The 12,606-nt window shown below is 68.4% G+C and carries 12 protein-coding genes; 3 read left to right on the top strand and 9 right to left on the bottom strand.

All coding sequences use genetic code 11. The annotated features are described in order from the left end of the window. Nucleotides 1-175 precede the first annotated feature (175 nt). Complete coding sequence (locus JUB11_RS11710) at nt 176-832, bottom strand: response regulator (RefSeq protein ID WP_207458723.1); 657 nt, start codon at nt 830-832, stop codon at nt 176-178. 230 nt (nt 833-1,062) lie between these two features. Between JUB11_RS11710 and JUB11_RS11715 the strand changes: the two genes are divergently transcribed. Genes JUB11_RS11715 through JUB11_RS11725 form a run of 3 tightly spaced genes read left to right on the top strand, consistent with a single transcriptional unit; the run spans nt 1,063 to nt 3,532 of the window. Then, nucleotides 1,063-2,058 (top strand): ABC transporter substrate-binding protein, encoded by a 996-nt coding sequence (locus JUB11_RS11715; protein ID WP_207458724.1) that lies wholly within the window; start codon nt 1,063-1,065, stop codon nt 2,056-2,058. A gap of 6 nt (nt 2,059-2,064) precedes the next feature. After that, a complete protein-coding gene (locus JUB11_RS11720; RefSeq protein WP_207458725.1) occupies nt 2,065-2,826 on the top strand; it encodes an ABC transporter permease in 762 nt (253 codons plus the stop codon). 1 nt (nt 2,827) lies between these two features. After that, entirely contained in the window at nt 2,828-3,532 is a 705-nt protein-coding gene (locus JUB11_RS11725; protein ID WP_207458726.1) for an ATP-binding cassette domain-containing protein, read from the top strand. A gap of 8 nt (nt 3,533-3,540) precedes the next feature. Here JUB11_RS11725 and JUB11_RS11730 read toward each other — a convergent pair whose 3' ends face one another. The 8 genes from JUB11_RS11730 to ngg all read right to left on the bottom strand — a co-directional run bounded on the left by JUB11_RS11730 (nt 3,541) and on the right by ngg (nt 12,606). Beyond that, entirely contained in the window at nt 3,541-4,347 is an 807-nt protein-coding gene (locus JUB11_RS11730; RefSeq protein WP_207458727.1) for an ABC transporter permease, read from the bottom strand. Next, nucleotides 4,344-5,132: an ABC transporter ATP-binding protein gene (locus tag JUB11_RS11735; protein ID WP_207458728.1), complete on the bottom strand. Its 789-nt coding sequence runs from the start codon at nt 5,130-5,132 to the stop codon at nt 4,344-4,346. The genes JUB11_RS11730 and JUB11_RS11735 overlap by 4 nt, the downstream gene beginning before the upstream one ends. Nucleotides 5,133-5,248: 116 nt before the next feature. Continuing rightward, nucleotides 5,249-6,502: an MFS transporter gene (locus JUB11_RS11740; protein ID WP_207458729.1), complete on the bottom strand. Its 1,254-nt coding sequence runs from the start codon at nt 6,500-6,502 to the stop codon at nt 5,249-5,251. Between the two features lie 127 nt (nt 6,503-6,629). After that, on the bottom strand, nt 6,630-7,334 hold the full coding sequence (locus tag JUB11_RS11745; RefSeq protein ID WP_207458730.1) for a phosphatase PAP2 family protein: 705 nt from the start codon (nt 7,332-7,334) through the stop codon (nt 6,630-6,632). A gap of 113 nt (nt 7,335-7,447) precedes the next feature. Further along, nucleotides 7,448-9,235: a tetratricopeptide repeat protein gene (locus JUB11_RS11750; protein ID WP_207458731.1), complete on the bottom strand. Its 1,788-nt coding sequence runs from the start codon at nt 9,233-9,235 to the stop codon at nt 7,448-7,450. 51 nt (nt 9,236-9,286) lie between these two features. Then, on the bottom strand, nt 9,287-9,643 hold the full coding sequence (locus JUB11_RS11755; protein ID WP_207458732.1) for a Lin0512 family protein: 357 nt from the start codon (nt 9,641-9,643) through the stop codon (nt 9,287-9,289). A gap of 132 nt (nt 9,644-9,775) precedes the next feature. After that, complete coding sequence (locus JUB11_RS11760) at nt 9,776-10,855, bottom strand: osmoprotectant NAGGN system M42 family peptidase (RefSeq protein WP_207458733.1); 1,080 nt, start codon at nt 10,853-10,855, stop codon at nt 9,776-9,778. Then, nucleotides 10,855-12,606: an N-acetylglutaminylglutamine synthetase gene (gene ngg, locus JUB11_RS11765; RefSeq protein WP_207458734.1), complete on the bottom strand. Its 1,752-nt coding sequence runs from the start codon at nt 12,604-12,606 to the stop codon at nt 10,855-10,857. The genes JUB11_RS11760 and ngg overlap by 1 nt, the downstream gene beginning before the upstream one ends.

Here is a 12,606-nt window from a genome sequence, read left to right on the forward strand (position 1 = left end):
GCTCGCCGTGATCAGCTTACGATGGGACTTGCACCCACAAGAGAACGCCCATGCTGGGCGCACCAAGAGAACGCCCATGCTGGGCGCACCAAGAGAACGCCCATGCTGGGCGCACCAAGAAAAAGGCGGCACCCGCTGGCGCCGCCTTTCTCCCTTTTCCGGCGTGCCGCAGGCCTCAGGCCCGCAGTTCGACCAGCTTCGGCGTGATCTTTCCGGCGTTGATGACGGCCTGGGTGCGGCTGGTGACGTTCAGCTTGCGCAGGACGGCCGAGACATGCGCCTTCACCGTGCTTTCGGCGAGATCGAGTTCGAAGGCGATCACCTTGTTCGACTTGCCGCGCACGAGCATCTCCAGGACCTTGCGCTGCTGGGCGGTCAGCTGGGCGATGCGGCTGCCGAAGTCGCCGTCGTCCAGCGCCGTCTGCCCCTGCGATTCCAGATGGTCGAAGGGCAGGAAGACGTCCCCCTGCAGCACGTTGCGCACGGCCTGGACCATCTGCTCCTTCGACAGCGACTTCGGGATGAAGCCCGAGGCGCCGAAGGTGATCGCCTCGTGAATCGAATCAGGCTCCTCGTCGGCGGACACCACGACGATGGGCGTCGCCGGAACCTCGTTGCGCATGGTCACGAGGCCGGTGAAGCCGTTCATGCCGGGCATGCGGAGGTCGAGCAGGATGAGGTCGAAATCCCCACCGGTGGCCATGCTCAGGGCGTCGGGCAGGTTCTTGGCCTCGTGATAGCTGCAGGCGCTGAAGGCGCTGTCCACCACTTGGCGCAACGCCTCCCGGAACAGCGGGTGGTCGTCCGCGATGAGCACTTTGGCGCTTTCCACGTCGTTCTCTCCCAAGGCGTAAACAGGTCGGCGGCTTTGAGGGGCCGGGCCGCGGCCCGGGAACGTCAGCTACACCATACTATATGACATACTAGCAATCTGTCCTCAACACGATAGGCCTGTTGCGCACGAAGGCGTGAGCGCCGAATATCTGGCCAGCCAACATCGACGCCCGGTCCGGCGCGCCGCCCAGCCGCCGATGCCCGGCCGAAAAGTAACCCGGAGTTGCAATGTTCGCCAAAGCATTCAGAGGCCTGGCCGTCCTGCTGGCGATGACCGCGGGCATCGCCCAGGCCACCGAGCCGGTGCCGTTGCGGATCGGGCTCGCCAAGTTCGGCACGGTGAGCTGGGAGATCGACACGATGGTCCGCAACGGGCTGGACCGTGCCGCGGGCCTGGACGTGGAAATCGTGGAGCTTGCCAACTCCGAGGCCGGAAAGGTCGCGTTGATGGGCGGCCGGGTGGACATGATCGTCGGGGACTGGCTGTGGACCTCGCGCCAGCGCAGCGAGGGGGAGGACATCAGCTTCGTTCCCTACTCCACGGCGGTCGGCGGGCTGGTGGTGCCAAAGGAGTCGTCCCTCGCCTCGCTGGCCGACCTGAAGGGCAAACGCATCGGCGTGGCCGGCGGGCCGCTCGACAAGAATTGGCTGCTTCTGCGTGCACTGGTTGAGAAGGAGCATGGCTTTGACCTCGCGAAGGATGCCGAGCCGACCTTCGCAGCACCACCCCTGCTGAACCAGCAGTTCGAGGCCGGCCGTCTCGACGCCGCGCTGACCTACTGGAATTACGGCGCGAAGCTGGAAGCACAGGGGCACCGGCGGCTGATCGACGTGGAGGAGGTCGCGGCCCGTCTTGGGGTCGAGACGGCGCCGCCGGCGCTCGGCTACCTGTTCCGCGAGTCCTGGGCCGCCAAGCACCCGCGCCTTCTGGAATCCTTCGTCGGCGCGAGCTGGCGGACCAAGATGCTGCTGGCCCGCGACGACGCGGCCTGGGAGCCGCTCCGCCCCCTGGTGCAGGCGGAGAACGCGGCCGCCTTCACGGCCCTGCGGGAGGGCTACCGCGCCGGCATCCCGCGCCATTGGGGCGAGAATGAGCGGGCGGGTGCGGCCAAGCTCTACGGCATCCTGGCGGAGATCGGCGGCCAGGACCTCGTCGGGCGCGGCACGGCACTCGCCGAGGGCACCTTCTGGCCCGGCGTCCGGATGCCGCCGGAAGGAGGCTGATCCGGGATGGTGGGCACGACGGCTTGGCAGACGGTCGCCTGGCAGCGCGCGCTGTCCTTCCTTTCACTGGTCACCGTTTGGCAGATCGCGGCGGCGGTGGCATCCAGCCGCCTGCTGCCGTCCCCCTGGACGGTGCTGGAGGTGATCATCGACGCCGCACTCCAGGGCGAGCTGTTCCTCCATCTGGGGGCGACGCTCGCGCGGGTGTCCATCGCCTTCGTGCTGTCCATGGTGATCGGCGCCGCCATCGGCATCGCGCTCGGCCGGTCGGCGCTGCTCGACCGGCTGTTCGACGGCTGGCTGCTGTTCTTCCTGAACATGCCGGCGCTGGTCATCATCATCCTGGCCTATGTCTGGTTCGGGCTGAGCGAGGCGGCGGCGCTGCTGGCCGTGGCGGTCAACAAGATCCCGAACGTTGCCGTGGTGATGCGGGAGGGTGCCAGGACCATCGACCGCGACTTGCTGGAGATGGCACGGGTCTACCGGTTCGGCCCGTCCCGGACCCTGCGGCACCTCGTTCTTCCCCAGCTCTTGCCCTATTTCCTGGCGGCGGCCCGTTCCGGGCTCGCCCTCATTTGGAAGATCGTCCTGGTGGTCGAACTGCTGGGACGCAGCTCCGGGGTCGGGTTCCAGCTCCATGTCTATTTCCAGATGTTCGACGTCGCCTCCATCCTCGCCTACGCCCTGGCCTTCATCGCCGTCGTCGCGTTTGTCGAATGGACCGTCTTCCAGCCGATCGAGCGCCGCAGCCGGCGCTGGCGGCGCTGACATGTTCATCCATGTGCGTGAAAAACTCTATGACGGCCCCACGCCGCGCGTGGCGATCCGCGGGCTCCGGCTGGAGTTGGCGAAGGGCGAGTTCGTGGCGCTGGTCGGGCCGTCCGGCTGCGGCAAGACCACGCTGCTGAACATCCTGGCCGGGCTGGACCGCGATTTCGACGGCGAGCGCCGGGTGCCCGAGGCGCGTCTCGGCATGGTGTTCCAGAACCCGCGCCTCCTGCCCTGGCGGACCGTGCTGGAGAATGTCGTCCTGGCTCAGCCGCCCGGCGGCGGAGCCGAGGCTCGCGCCCGGGCGGAACTGGCGGCGGTCGGGCTTGACGATGCGCTGAACGCCTACCCGGAGCACCTGTCGGTGGGCATGCAGCGCCGTGTCGCCATCGCCCGCGCCTTCTCCATCGAGCCCGAGCTGCTGCTGATGGACGAGCCCTTCGTGTCGCTCGACGAGCCCACCGCGCAGCGGTTGCGTGCCCTCCTACGCGCGCTGCTGGAGCGGCGGCGGATCACGACGCTGTTCGTGACCCACGACCTGAGGGAGGCAATCCAGCTCGCCGACCGCATCGTCTTCCTGTCGGCCTCGCCCTCGTCCGTGGTCGCGGAGGTGCCGGTCGGGATGGTCCAGCGCGACGACGCCTCGGTCGAGGCGTTCCGTCTGGAGCTGAAGGAGCGCTTGGGCGGCGTGGTGGAGTTCGGATAGGGCGCCGGCTACTCCGCCGCCGCCGCAGGGCCACGGTTGGTCATGCCGCGCGTCGGGGAATAGCCGCGGATCGCCAGGACCATGAACAGCAGCAGCGAGCCCAGCACCACCAGGGCGGCTTCCGCGCTGAACTGCCCGTAGAGCGCGTGGCGGATCAGCTCCACCCCGTGGGTAAAGGGGTTGAGGCGGCAGAGCGTGTACAGAAGCTCGCTCGACTCCTGCATTTTGTAGAGCGGATAGAGGGCCGAGGAGAGGAAGAAGAGCGGGAAGACGACGAAGTTCATCACCCCCGCGAAATTCTCGAGCTGCCGGATCGTCGAGGAGAGCAGCATGCCGAGCGCCCCCAGCATCAGCCCGTTGACGATCAGCGCCGGCAGCACCGTCACCCATCCCATGGCCGGCAGCTCGATGCCGTAGGCCAGGGCGATGAGGAGAAAGGCGTAGGCCTGGAGGACGGACACCGCGACGCCGGCCAGCAGCTTGCAGACCAGCAGATACCAGCGGGGCAGGGGGCTCGACAGCAGGATCCGCATGCTGCCCATCTCGCGGTCGTAGACCATGGACAGCGAACTCTGCATCCCGTTGAAGAGCTGGATCATCGCCACGAGGCCGGGGACGATGTAGGTCTCGTAGGTGATGTAGGTCTCGTAGGGCGGGATGATGGAAATACCCAGCGCCGCGCGGAAGCCGGCGGCGAAGATGAAAAGCCAGACGAGCGGCCGCACCAGCGCGCCCAGGAAGCGTTCGCGCTGATGCAGGAAGCGCAGCAGTTCGCGCGTCAGGATGCCGTACAGGCAGGTGATCCAGGCGTTCATGCGGCGGCTCCCTCGCGCGGGGCTTCGGCGGTCAGCCGGTCGAAAGCGTTGGCGAGGCTCGGCGCGCCGGAGCGCTTCATGACCTCCGCCACGTCGCCCTCGTCGCGGATGCGGCCCCGGTGCAGCACGACCACGCGGTCGGCCGCCGGGTCGATCTCGTCGATCAAGTGGGTGGCCCAGAGGGCGGCGATGCCCTCGTCCCGGCACAGGGAGTGGACATGGTCGATCAGCCGGCGGCGGGTCGGCAGGTCGAGCCCGACCGTCGGCTCGTCGAGCAGCAGCAGGGCTGGGCGGTGCAGCAGGGCGCGGGCGATCTCCACCCTGCGGCGATGCCCGCCGTTCAGCTTGCGAACCTTCTCGCCCGCCCGCTCCAGCATGTCCAGCCGCGACAGCTCCTCCTCCAGCCGCCGGTTCGCCTCGCTTCGGCCGATGCCGTGCAGGGCCGCGAAATAGCGCAGGTTCTGCGCCACGGAAAGGTCGAGGTCGAGGGTCGGCTGCTGGAACACGATGCCGAGCCGGGCCAGCGCCGCGCCCGGATCGGTCGCCAGGTCATGGCCTAGGATCGCGATGCGGCCGGAGGGCGCCCGGTGAAGCCGCGTGATCAGCGCGAAGAGCGTCGTCTTGCCGGCGCCGTTTGGGCCGAGCAGGGCCGTGAAACGGCCCGCCGGAGCGGTGAAGCGCACGTCGGAGAGCGCCTGCCGTTCGCCGTAGCCGAAGCTGACGGATTCGACGGACAGGGCAGGAATGGCGGAGCCGTGGTCCTGCTGTGTGTTGTTGGTCTGCATGCCCTGGTTCGCGCGCCTGTTTTTCGGGACGGGTCTTTTTTGCGTTTCCACCCGCCCCACTCTAACAGCCCCGCCGCACCGGCACGAGGGTTCAGTCCTCCGGCCGCCTCGCAGTCTCAGTCCAGCTTCAGGGAACCCTGCGACTCCTCGCCGCGCGGGTCGAGCGGCGCAATGACCGGCGTGGTGTTCGGCAGGGCGCGGAAGGGACCCTGCGCCTCGGCGGGGGGCGGCGGACGCATGCGGGTCCGCCACAGGCCGAGCACCATCGCCCCAAGCGCGCAGGCGCCGGTGAAGGCGAACAGGCCCGACGGCCCGATGGCCGACATGGTCCCCGAGGCCGCCAGCGGTCCGACGGTGGCCCCAACCGAAAAGGCCAGGATCAGGCCGCCGCTCGCGGCGACGAGGTCGGCGCCGTCGATGTGGTCGTTGGTGTGGGCGATGCAGACGGGGTAGAGCGTGAAGGCCAGCCCGCCGAACAGCAGCGACACCGCGAAGAGCGGCCATTGCGACGGCAGTCCGGCGGCGGCGGCCATGGCGGCGCTGGTCAGGGCTAAGGCCGCCGACAGGCCGATGATGACGGTACGACGGTCGAACAGGTCCGACAGCTTGCCGAGCGGCCATTGCAGCAGCATCCCGCCGAGGATGATCACCGTCATGAAGAGCGCCGTCCCGGCATCCCCGAAATTCAAGCGCGTGGCGTAGACCGGGGCCATGCCGTAGATGGCGCCCGAAACAAGCCCGCTGATGACGGTGCCCACCACCCCCAGCGGCGAGGCCTCGTAGAGCCTGCGGTACCCGAAGGACCGGATGTCGGGCAGCACGGGTGGCGCCACGCGTGTCAGCGCGACCGGCAGAAGCGCCACAGACAGCAGCAGCGACGTCACGGTGAAGCGCAGGGTCCCGCTCGGATCCTCCAGCGTGAGGAGCTGCTGGCCCAGCGCCATCGCCCCGTAGAGCGTGATCATGTAGAAGGACAGCAGCTGCCCGCGGTTGCGTGGCGTCGCCTGGTGGTTCAGCCAACTCTCGATGCAGATGAAGAGACCGGCCATGCAGAAGCCCTCGATCAGGCGCAGAACCGCCCAGAGGACGAGGTCGAGGGCCAGCACATGGGCGAGCGCCGCCGCCGACAGGGCCGATGCCAGCGCCGAGAAGGCGCGGATGTGGCCGACCCGCGCGATCAGCTTGTAGGCGTAGAGCGACCCGGCCGTGAGCCCGGCGTAGTAGGCCGCCATGGTCACGCCGATCGCGAAGGACTGCGCGCCGGCGGCGGCCAGCTGGACGCTCACCAGCGTGCCCAGCATGCCGGTGCCGAGCATCAGCAGCGCCACGGCGCACATCAGCGAGGATATGGAACGGAAGATCTGGACCATGGCCGGACCGGTCGGAAGGAAAGGAAGGGCAAGGGTTTAGACTGATCCGCCCCTTTGCGCAAAGCCTGTCCCTGCGCGACCGGAAAGGTTCACATTGCGTCCCGCCCTGGCCCGGCGGCGGGCGCCATCAGCTTCCCAGCAGGACCACCGACACCCCTTCGACGATGCGGCGTGCGTTGGCGAAGACCGTCGCCATCTGGTAGGTGCCCAGGAAGGCCAGGGCGTAGACCACGCCGGGCTGGCTGGCCTGGAGCCAGGCCAGCCCGCGATGCAGCCAGCCCGGTAGACGCACCCACATGGCGAAAGCCACCACGGCGACGCCGACCAGACCGCCGACGATGATGTCGGTCGCGTAGTGGAATCCGAGATAGACCCGGGGAAGGCAGATCACCAGGAGCGTCCACAGGAAGGCGGCGAGCCCGAGCCATCGGCTCGCCTTCCAGATCGCGAAGGAAAGGCCGAAGAACAGCACCGCGTGGTCGCTCGGGAAGGAACTCCAGCCGTCCACGCCGGCCATGTCGACGGTGTGCGGAAGCACGAAATCAAGCGTGGGTTCGTGGCCAGGCCTCAGCCGCATTGGCAGGTAGTTCTGCATGGCGCGCCCGACCAGGATCGCCAGCAGCGCCCCGACGACCGTCCGCACGGCGTAGAGATCCTCGCCGATCAGCCGTCCATCCCGGCGCGTCCAGCACCACCAGAGGATCGCCATGAGAACGCCACCCTTCAGCAGATCCGTCTGCGCGATGACGTAGACGGTCTTGTCGAAGGTGAAACTCACCCGGCTGAACGCGTTCAGATGCTCGATGACCCAGAGATCGACCGCCGTGGTCAAGGCCACTCCTCCCCTGTTGCAGCCCTTGGTCGGGCTTGTGCGGCTGCAACGCTTTTTGGAGGCAATATGACAGCTTTGTGAAGGTGTTACCCCCGATTAGGGGCCGGGATTCATCACTTCGCTCCGACGAATCGGCAATAGGGGAAGTTCAGGAAATCATAGGCGCGGACACGGATCGGATCGTGCCTGCTCATCCAGTCGAGGACCGCGTAAGGGGCCGTCTGGTCCAGCAGCCAGTACACGTTCGGCTGCCGCAGGAAATGCCCGATGTAGGCGACCAGCAGGGAGAAGAAGCGGACACCCCCATCCGTGCTGTTGTAGTAGTTGAAGCAAACCGTCACTTCGCGCGACGGACCGCGGCGGCGCGGGTCGATCAACAGCCCGACGTCATACCCGTCCATGTCCGTCCGAAATTCCCGAAGGTCTGCGGTAACGGTTGCGTCGGTGTCCAGCACGATCAGCGGGCGCTTCAATCGCTGCTGCCACTGGTAGGCGCGGATGAAGCGGCCCGCGGCATAGTAGGAAATCCGCTTGATGTCCGGCCAGCCGGCCGTGTCGGGCCGTTCGCGGGAATGGCAGAGCCGCAGGCGCGGATCCCGCCCCCAGCGGGCAAGTAGCTCCCCGGTCTCGGCGAAGGGGGTGACCACATGCACGATGACGGTCGCACCGGGCATGCGTTTCGCCACGGATTCCAGGAGAGACGGCGCGAAACGGCGGCAGTAGACGTCGTCGCAGGAGATCAGGATTGCGGGCTCCGTGGAGTCCGCAACCGCGTCCGGTGCCGGTTCCATGACGATCTCCAGCGGAACCATGCCCTCGGTCACCTCCGCCGCCGTGGGCAAGGACCGGAAGAAGGCCTCGTCGGCCCGCAGCATGGCCCAGATGCCGAGTTCGTGCTCCCGGGCGACTTCCTGTGCCGTGAAGCGCGCCTGGAACAGCCGGTTGAGCCGGCTCGCCAGCCGCAGGCGTCCGCTGCGGTAGATGTGGTACCCCACGACCGACGCCGCGACCGTGTCCTTCGGATGGCGGCGCAGCCGGCGCCACGCGGCCCGCGCGCCCTCGCGCAGCACCTGCTCGTCGGCCATCCCTGCCTGAACCAGGGTCGCGACGGCAGCGACCTGAAGCCGTTCGGCCTCATCATCGCCGGGAGCGGCGGTCGCGGCCCTGCCGAGCGCCGCGACAGCTTCCACGGCCAGGGCCTTGTCCACGGCGAAGGGCTTTCCGGGCTTTACCCCGGCGATGCCGCTCCGGTCCAGGAGCAAACGGCCCAGCAGCGCGTTCATGGCCGGGCTTCCGCTGTCCAGCCCAAGGGCCCGGCGGGCCGTTTCCTCCGCCGCCATGGGTTCGCCGACCGCGTCAAGCGCGAGCGCCCCTTCGGCGAGGGTATCGAGGTCCGTGCCGGGCAGCCGTCCGGTCTCCTTCAGCCGCGCGGCCTTGTTGAGGCGCGGTCCCCAGTCGCGCAGAAGTGCCGCGAGGTTGGCGGCCGCTCCGCCATGCGCCGGGTTCAGGGCGAGGGCGCGCCGGTACCCGCGCGCCGCAGGCGCGGCCAAGTTCCGTTTTCCGGCGGAATTGGCGAGGGTGAACCAGGAATCCGTACGGCTGGGGTCGAGCGCCAAAGCGCGCCGCAGGCAGCCGTCCGCCTCCTCCTCCTTGCCGGCCAAGCGCAGGGCCGCGGCGAGATTGGCGAGCATCGGCACCGCGCCGGGATCCAGGCGCAGGATCTGCCGGAACAAACCAGCGGCCTGCTCCGGCCGCCCGGTGTTCACCATCAGCAGCGCGAGGAGCTGGAGCGCGTCGCGGTTCTCCGGCTCCCGGTCGAGGATCGTCCGGTAGATCGGCTCGGCCTCGGCGTGACGTCCGGCCTGGTGCAGGCGCATCGCGCCCTGGAGGGTGTTGTCCATGGACCCGGATTATAAATCCGGATCGCGCCGCCACCAACAGCTGGCAGCGGGCTAATAGCCCACCTCGACTGCGGCGTTCACGATGTAGATCATGTCCTGCGTGTCGTCCTTGTCGGCCAGGAGGATTCCGCTGGGGGTCAGCATGCCGCCGTCCACGACGTCGAAGGTGACCTGCCCATAGGGGAAGACCGCACGGACGGCCTCGAGGTCCAGCTTGCCCTTGTCGGCCGGGACGGCCAGGCGGACATGGACCTTCATGTTGGCCGTGTCTCCGCCGACCAGTGCGCGCATGCCCGGCATGGAGTTGCGCTCGATGGCGTTGCGGGCCGCGCGGATGGCAGCCTTGGTGACGCTCTGACCGTGCAGGTCGGCCCCCATGCCCAGCTCGACGAACATCACGCGTTCCATAGCCGCCTCCGTCCAAGGGTCTGTCTGTTTGTCCGACTGTCCTGGGGCGCAATAGCAGCGCGGCGCCAAGCCGTCCAGGGGCTTGGCACCGACTTTCCAGGGTCCGGGAAGCGCTGGCCTACAGGGGCGGGATCAGGCGCTGTCCTCGGGCTGGCTTTGCAGGTAGACGACCAGGAGCCGGGTCAGAGCCTCAAGCGAATCCGCGTGGATGCGCTCGTAGCCGTGGGAGGCGTCCAGGCCGAATGTGACCAGTGCGGTGCGGATGTCGCTGCCCGCCTCGATGGCCGACGCGCTGTCGCAGCGGTAATAGCGGAAAATGTCGCGCTGGTGCGGAATGCCGTAATCCTGGCAGAGCGTCAGAAGCGAGCGGGTCAGTCGCCGGTCGAAGGGGCCGGTGCTGTCGGCCATGGCGACCGTGACGCCGTACTCGTAGCTGTTCTGGCCGGGCGCCACGGTCGCGTTGTCGATGGTCACCATCTCCGCCACGTCCTGGTGCAGGACGGAGGAGGCGCCCGACCCGACCTCCTCCGAGATGGTGAAGAGCAGGTGGCAGTCGATCGGCAGCTCGATCCCGGCGTCCAGCACAGCCTTCGCCGCCCCCAGCATGGTGGCGACGCCCGCCTTGTCGTCCAGATGGCGAGCGTTGATGAAGCCGTTGGGCAGGAACTCCGGCTGTGTGTCGATGGCGACGCAGTCGCCGACGTTGATGCCGTGCGCCACGAGATCGGCGATGCTGTCGCAGCGCGCGTCCACCCGCAGCTCCACATAGGGCCACCCGGTGTCCTGCGTGTCCACGTCGTCGCCGTAGGTGTGGCCCGAGGCCTTCAGGGGAAGGATGGTCCCGCGGTACTGGCCGGTGTCCGTGAAGATCGTGCAGCGGGAGCCTTCCGCGAATCGCGCCGACCAGTGGCCGATGCGCACGATCTCCAGCCGCCCGTTCTCCTTCAACCGCTTGACCTGGGCGCCCAGCGTGTCGATGTGGGCGACCAGCGCCCGGTCCGGGGTGTTCCGCCGCCCCTTGAGGTCGGCGCGGATCGCTCCGCGCCGGGTCAGGTCATAGGGAATGCCGAGCCGCTCCAGTTCCTCGCAGCAGAAGCGCTCGGCGGCGTCGGTGAAGCCGGTCGGGCTCGGTATGTCCAGAAGCTTGCGCAGCGTGCCCAGGACATAGTCCATGTCGATGCGCAGTTCCTCCGGTCTGTAGGTTTTCTGCATCAGGCGGCACCCTTGGTGTGCGGGAAGAGCAGGTCGATGAAGCGCTCCGCCGTCGGCTGCGGCTCGTGGTTTGCGAGGCCCGGCCGCTCGTTCGCCTCGATGAAGACATGGTCCGGCTGGTCCGGCGCCTTGATCAGCAGGTCGAGCCCGACCACCGGGATGTTCAGCGCCCGCGCCGCCTCGATCGACGCCTTGGCGAGCGCCGGGTGGAGCTGGGCGGTCACGTCGTGGATGGTGCCGCCGGTGTGCAGGTTGGCCGTCTTGCGGACCGGCAGCACGGTGCCGTCCGGCAGCACGTCGTCCATCGAACATCCGGCGTTGCGCACGCAGCGCTCCGTTTCCGCGTCCATGGGAATGCGGCTTTCGCCGCCCGTGGCTGCGGCGCGGCGGCGGCTGGTCGATTCGATCAGCTCACGGACGCTGTGCTCCCCGTCGCCGACCACCTGGGCCGGGCGGCGGATGGCGGCGGCCACGACCTCGAAGCCGATGACGATGACCCGCAGGTCATGGCCTTCGAAGAACTGCTCCAGCAGGACGGTTTCGCAGACGCGGCGCGCCGTCTCGACGGCAGCCGCCAGGGTTTCCGGATCGCGCACATCCACCGTGATGCCGCGCCCCTGTTCGCCGCGCGCGGGCTTCACGACGACGCTGCCGTGCTGCTTGAGGAAGGCGGCGTCTGCTTCCGGGTCCGTCGACAGCGTCTGGGCGGGGACCGACAGCCCGGCCTTTTGGAGGACGCGACGCGTCACCGTCTTGTCGTCGCAACGGCTCATGGCGACGGCGCTGGTCAGCTCGGTCAGGCTCTCGCGGCACATCACGCTGCGCCCGCCGGAGCTGAGGCAGAAATAGCCCCCTTCGGCGTCCACCACCTCCACGCCGATGCCGCGGCGGCGCGCTTCGTTGACGAGAATGGTCGCGTAGGGGTTCAGCTTCTCTTCGGGCGGGGGGGCCATGAACAGTCGCTCGTTGATGGGGTTCTTTTTCTTGACGGAGAAGGCCTGGATGCGGCGGAAGCCCAGCTTTTCGTAAAGCGCGATCGCCGAATCGTTGTCGTGCAGCACGGACAGATCCACGAAGGCCCGACCGCGCGCCAGGAAGTGCTCCGCGATGGTGCGCACCAGCGTTTCGCCGATGCCGGGGAAGGAGGCCTGCGGGTCCACCGCGAGGCACCAGAGGGAGCTGCCCTGCTCCGGATCGCCGAAGGCGCGGCGGTGGTCAACCCCGGTCACCGTGCCGACCGCCTGTCCGGTCCGGATGTCCACCGCGACGAAGTGCGACAGGGAGCGGCTGTGCCGGTTGGCGACCAGGAATTCCGGATCGACGCCGACCATGCCGCGGCTGGAGTAGATCCGGTTCACCGCCTGCGCGTCCTCCAGATGCCGCAGCCGGTGCACCGCGTAGCCGCGCGGACGGCGCCGGCTCGGCCGATAGTCGGTCAGCCAGAGGCGGTAGGTGTGGGACGGGTCGAGGAACAGGTCCTGGGGCGCCCGGGCCAGCGCCACGTGCGGATCCTGGAGATAGAGCGCGATGTCGCGGCGCCCCTGTTCCTCGCCCCGCAGGGTCTCGACGACGCGGTCCACGTTGGCGAAGGTGTGAGCGAAGATCAGCCGGCCCCACCCGCAGTCGAGGACGGCATCGCCGCGCGCCTCCTCCTGCTCGATCTCCCGTTCGGGCCGGTTGCGGCGGAAGCGGGCGAAAGAGAGGGCGGCGTTCCGTTCCAGCCGGTGGCTGGTCGTGCGGGCGAGACTCAT

The sequence above is a fragment of the Azospirillum sp. SYSU D00513 genome (assembly GCF_017356015.1).
Classification (GTDB): domain Bacteria; phylum Pseudomonadota; class Alphaproteobacteria; order Azospirillales; family Azospirillaceae; genus Azospirillum.